The sequence below is a fragment of the Zarconia sp. genome (assembly GCF_057467645.1).
Map to the genome: position 1 here is coordinate 1 of NZ_JBRJXU010000118.1, position 2,522 is coordinate 2,522.

General features: G+C 51.1%; 2 protein-coding genes. One reads left to right on the forward strand and one right to left on the reverse strand.

Annotated elements, in window-relative coordinates; translation table 11 throughout:
* Nucleotides 1-458 precede the first annotated feature (458 nt).
* Nucleotides 459-716, forward strand: a complete 258-nt coding sequence (locus AC2215_RS18230) for a transposase (protein ID WP_486811426.1) — start codon at nt 459-461, stop codon at nt 714-716.
* Between the two features lie 356 nt (nt 717-1,072).
* On the opposite strand, the gene AC2215_RS18235 is transcribed toward AC2215_RS18230, so the two are convergent.
* Nucleotides 1,073-2,488, reverse strand: coding sequence for an oligosaccharide flippase family protein (locus AC2215_RS18235; RefSeq protein WP_486811425.1), 1,416 nt, complete (start codon nt 2,486-2,488; stop codon nt 1,073-1,075).
* Between the last annotated feature and the right edge of the window lie 34 nt (nt 2,489-2,522).

Genomic DNA, 2,522 nt, shown 5'->3' on the forward strand with positions numbered 1-2,522 from the left:
CGGATCTCAACCCCATTGAGCGTTGGTGGGCGCGAATGAAATCAATCGCCCGACGGCTAATTGAGTCAGGAAAAACCTTGCGCGAAGCTGTTGATGCTGCTCTGTGCTGTTTGTCCTAAGCGCCATGCGCTTAGCTATATCAGTCGTAATACGATTAACTTGTGGTGTCGGCGATGGACTCAAACTGGGGAGATCCAACCTCAGACCCAACCTACATCCTCACCAAAGCGAAAAATTAAGGATTGGGAAAAGTTCGTGGCTTTCGTCAAGGTTCATGGAGAAAAAACCCAAAGTCAAATGGCGCAACTGTGGGAAGACCAGATTAGTCAACCCACGATGTCGAGAGCATTACAGAAGATCGAGTACACCCGCAAAAAAAAACCTTCGGCTATATCCAACGCTGTGAAGTTAAACGGGCGGCATTCTTAAAGGAACTCGGAGACCAATCAGCTCCTCACCTGGTCTATGTCGATGAGTCCGGTATGGATGAACGAGACAATTATGGCTATGGGTACGCACCAGCAGGAGAACGATTCTACGACCTCAAATCTGGTTGTCGCAAAGGACGCATCAATACGATCGCCGGGTATCGCGCTGGTCAATTAATTGCTCCCTTCACCGTAGAGGGGTCTTGTAATCGAACCGTGTTTGAGATTTGGTTAGAGACTTGCTTGATTCCCCAATTACATCCTGGAGAATGGGTAATGCGCGGATAATGCCAGCTTTCCTTGTAGGTGGTCGGATTGCTCAATTGATTGAATCGGTCGGATGCAGATTGGTCTATTTACCGCCTTATTCTCCTGACTTGAATCGGATCTGATTTGTGTTGGGCTTGGTTGAAAAGTCGGGTTCGCAAGCTGTTACCTCAATCTCCTAGTCTACGAGATGCGATCGAGACCGTTCTCCAACAGGCTGTGTCCTAACCTCACTGAATACAGCTATATTCTCAAAAACAAGATAAAAATGCTCAATCCCTCTCCGCGTCACCGCGTCTCCGTGTCCCCGTTTCAGTCCAAACTAGTAGATTAGATGCGATTGCCGCTTCTTCCCCATTCCCTGTTCCCCAAGCTTTTCAGGCTGATTTAGGAGATTTCCGTGCTGATAGCAACTCCATCGGTAACTTCCGCAATTTGGAATTGAGGAGAAACACCAATCCGTAACTGGCGATAAATACAACGATCGCCCAAACCGGCGATAGGAAAACCCCACCAAATAGCGGGAAAATCGTCGCCACAATTAACCAGACGGCTTTAGAGTAGTTCGGCGAACCGTAGAGTTTGCTCAGCGATCGATGAATGACAACATAACCCGCCAAAGCCATCACTTCTGCAACCCCGTATCCCCAAACTCCCCAACCCGGTAACAGCGCGATCGACACCAACCAGAGAATGCCAACATAGGCAAAATTTACTTTCGCCACTTCTCGATTGCGTCCGGCGGCGTAGAGGGTGGAAGAGTGCAAGTCGAAAATAGAACTGACCAAAATTCCGAAGGCGATAAACGGGAAAATTTTCGCACTCACCAACCATTCCGAACTGAACATCAGGGGAATCAGCCAAGCAGCACAGCAGGAAAACGCCGCACACACCGGTCCGATGGTTAAGGCTTGGTACGCCATACCCTGACCGATCGCGCGACGAATGCGATCGGGTGCGTCGAGGAGTTTTGCCATCACGCTAATCGACATCCGGCGCACCACCAACCGCAGCATCGAAAGTTGGTGGGCCATGCGAAAGGCAATATTAATCAACCCAGCGGCTTCGACGCTCACCAAGCGGCTGACGAGGATGGGAATTCTCAGGAGTCGCAGTTCGAGAATCCAGTCCGATCCCGAATAGGTCAAACCGTAAGCCAGGGCCGGACGCAACACCGACCAGTGCCAGCGCCAGCGCCAAGCGAGGGGATAAGAAAAAGCGCCCAAACCTGCCTGGACGGCGAAACCCAGAACCGTTCCGGCGATCGGTCCCCAATAACCCCACCCCATCAAAACCAGGGCGATCGCCGATAAGTAATTTACACCCATCCCCAGGGCTTCAATTAAACCGACGCGGGTAAAGTTCAACTCCCGTTCCAACTGACTGATAAACACCCGACTGACGCTATCGAGCCAAACCGCAGGCAGCAACCACCGAAACACTTCCGTCGTTGCACTTTTTCCCGTCCACCACCCCAAAGCCGGGGCCGCAAACCAGAGCAAAACGCAAATGGCGATACCGACGGTATTGTAAAACGCCAGGATTTCCTCGGAGGTCTTTTTCGAAGAATCGGGCTGACGAATCAGATATATGTGCAATCCCATGCGGCAGGTGCGACCGAGAAAGTAGATAATCCCCAGGGCGATGGTGATAATGCCGTAACGTTCCGGCCCGAGAATGCGAGCCACCACCAGCACGTTGGCTAAAGAAAGAGGGGTGACTAAGATTCGCCTCAGGGTGAGGGCAATGCCACCCCGCAGGACTTTTCCTTTGATATTTTGTGAAGTAGACATTTTGAATGGGGAATGAGGAATGGGGAATGGGGAA